A 2248-nucleotide genomic window follows, 5' to 3' on the forward strand; every position below is an offset into this window, starting at 1 on the left:
CGGCGATGAGGAAGCCGGTCAGGAAGATGGCAGCCGGGTCCTTCCAGGTCTTCTTTGCGAGGAAGCCGACCATTCCGACGCCGGCTATGGCCCAGGCCACCAGCAACGTGGCGCCCGCAGTACCGAGGACTGCTATCGCGGCTGCATGGCTTTCGGCATGGCTGCCGAAGCCCACCCTGGTAGCGAGTGCGCGGAAGCTCTGACCGGGTTGCAGTGCCACGCCGGATGAGCCTGCGCTGAACAGTACGAACTGCGCGAAGGCGAAGGCGGCCAGGACCGCAACGCCCAGGCCGATGGATGCGCGGTCGAGCTTGCGTTCGGTGATGAGCTTCACCGCGATCACTAGCGCGACTGCGGCGACCAGCATCGGCACGAAGGACGCTTTGGCTCCGGCGAGTGCTGCCAGGCCGACCGCGAGGATGACCCAGTTTCCCCTGCTCCGGTCCTTGCGGAGGATGCAGATGATCACCCAGATCACCGGCATCGCCAGGACGACCGCGAAGGCGTGGGTGAGGCTGTACATCAGGACGCCGCTCGAGTACGAGACCTGGTTGATCGCGTCGCGGCCGCCCCAGCCGTAGACGTCGAAACTGGTGACCGCGAGCAGCAACCAGGCCGCTAGCGGGCCTGCCCACGAGCGGCGGGCCAGGCGGGTAGCGAGAGCCGCGACCGACAGGATGGGCAGCAGCGCCGCCATCATCGGGAGCAGACGGCGCAGCAGGAGGTCCAACTCGATGCCGGTCTGCCAACTGGCCGCGGCCGCCTCGGCATGCAGGAACCAGTGGTAGTTCAACGACTGGCCGATGACGAACGGGATCTGGCCGGGCATGTGGTGCTTGAGCTCGCCGGCCAGGGCCAGCTGGTACGACATGTCGCTGTACTGGAACGCGGCGTCGGGAAAGCCGATCGGCTCGATCTGGAGTCCGTAGCGGGTGATCACCCACATCCCGAGGACGCAGGCGGCTGCGACCAACCAGGACCACCAGGCCGGCATCGGGGCCCGCTGGCTCTGCCAGTAGCCCCGGAGCCGCGGCACGGCGAGGAAGGCCGCCAGGGTCGCGATGGGGATGATGGCCGGCAGAACCGGTACGCCGATCGCGCGGCCGGGGATGTAGGTCAGGATCGAGAGAGCGAATCCGAGGCCGGTGCCGAAGGGCAGATCGACGGCGAACCCGTCCACGTTGCCGCGGAGCCAGCGCCAGAGGAGTACGCCTGGCAGCATGATGCCAACGCCCAGGTAGAGCGAGAACAGGGCGATCGCCGCCCACGGAGTCCCGTAAGCGGCCAGGAGCAGGCAGGCTCCGCCCCAGATCAGCGCTCCCGGTACCACCCCGACTGCTCTAGCTCTTGCTTCCGCCCGCCCAGAATCCAGTCCCCGCCCCAGTTGTCCCACGTCGTGGAGACGCCCCGAACCGGGTGAAAGGTTGCTCCGTTTGCAGGAACCTGCAGAAACCGGCTCAGGCGGCATGGCGGCTGGACTCGGCCCGTCCGACCTGCTGGCCGCGCGGGCTGAGTTGGAATACTTCGGGCCTCTGGCGCATTATTAGCAGTCGGGTAGTAGGAGTGCCAGTGTCGTGAAGGGATATGACGTGCCGACGTACCAGTACCAGTGCACCGAGTGCGGGAACTCGCTCGAGGTTCGTCAAAGCTTCACCGACGACGCCCTGACGGTCTGCCCGAACTGTGACGGGACGCTGCGCAAGGTCTTCAACGCGGTCGGTGTGGTCTTCAAGGGCTCCGGCTTCTACCGCAACGACAGCCGCTCCACGGGCACCAGCACGGTCCCAGCCAAGAGCGACGCGGCCGCCTCATCGTCCAAGTCGTCGGAGTCCTCATCCGGAAAGTCCTCGTCTTCCTCGGACTCCTCTTCGGGCTCATCGTCCTCAGGTTCGTCGGGCTCGTCAGGTTCCGGCTCCTCGGACTCAGGCTCCTCCGGCAGCAAGAGCAGCGCCGCCTAACCTCCCGCCCGGCTCTCTGTGGACAACCGGCTGGGCAGCCCGAGAAGCTCGTACTTTCTCTGGCATGAACCGATCTGACTCCTTCCTCCGTGGCCTCCTGAAGACCGCTCGGTGGCACCGCAGGCTGCTCGCCGGCCTCTCCGCCGCAGCCGCCGTCTACTTCGCACTCGTCGCTCTGTCGCCGGCGCCACCCCCGACCGTGGCCGTCCTCGCAGCCGCCCGCGACCTCCCGGGCGGAGCCGTGCCCACCGCCGCCGACCTCCGGACTCTGCGACTCCCCCTGTCGGCCG

The 2248-nt window shown here is 67.6% G+C and carries 1 protein-coding gene and 2 pseudogenes; 2 read left to right on the plus strand and 1 reads right to left on the minus strand.

Annotated elements, in window-relative coordinates; all coding sequences use genetic code 11:
- A partial coding sequence (locus VFG33_RS14905) for a hypothetical protein (RefSeq protein ID WP_325026705.1) occupies positions 1–1330 on the minus strand: 1330 nt, incomplete at its 3' end.
- 259 nt (positions 1331–1589) lie between these two features.
- Between VFG33_RS14905 and VFG33_RS14910 the strand changes: the two are divergent.
- Positions 1590–1868: pseudogene (locus tag VFG33_RS14910) on the plus strand (FmdB family zinc ribbon protein); the annotation flags it as partial.
- Positions 1869–2022: 154 nt separating this feature from the next.
- A pseudogene (locus VFG33_RS14915) lies at positions 2023–2248 on the plus strand (SAF domain-containing protein); the annotation flags it as partial.

This window comes from Kribbella sp., from assembly GCF_035687465.1.
In the GTDB taxonomy this organism is placed as follows: Bacteria; Actinomycetota; Actinomycetes; order Propionibacteriales; family Kribbellaceae; genus Kribbella.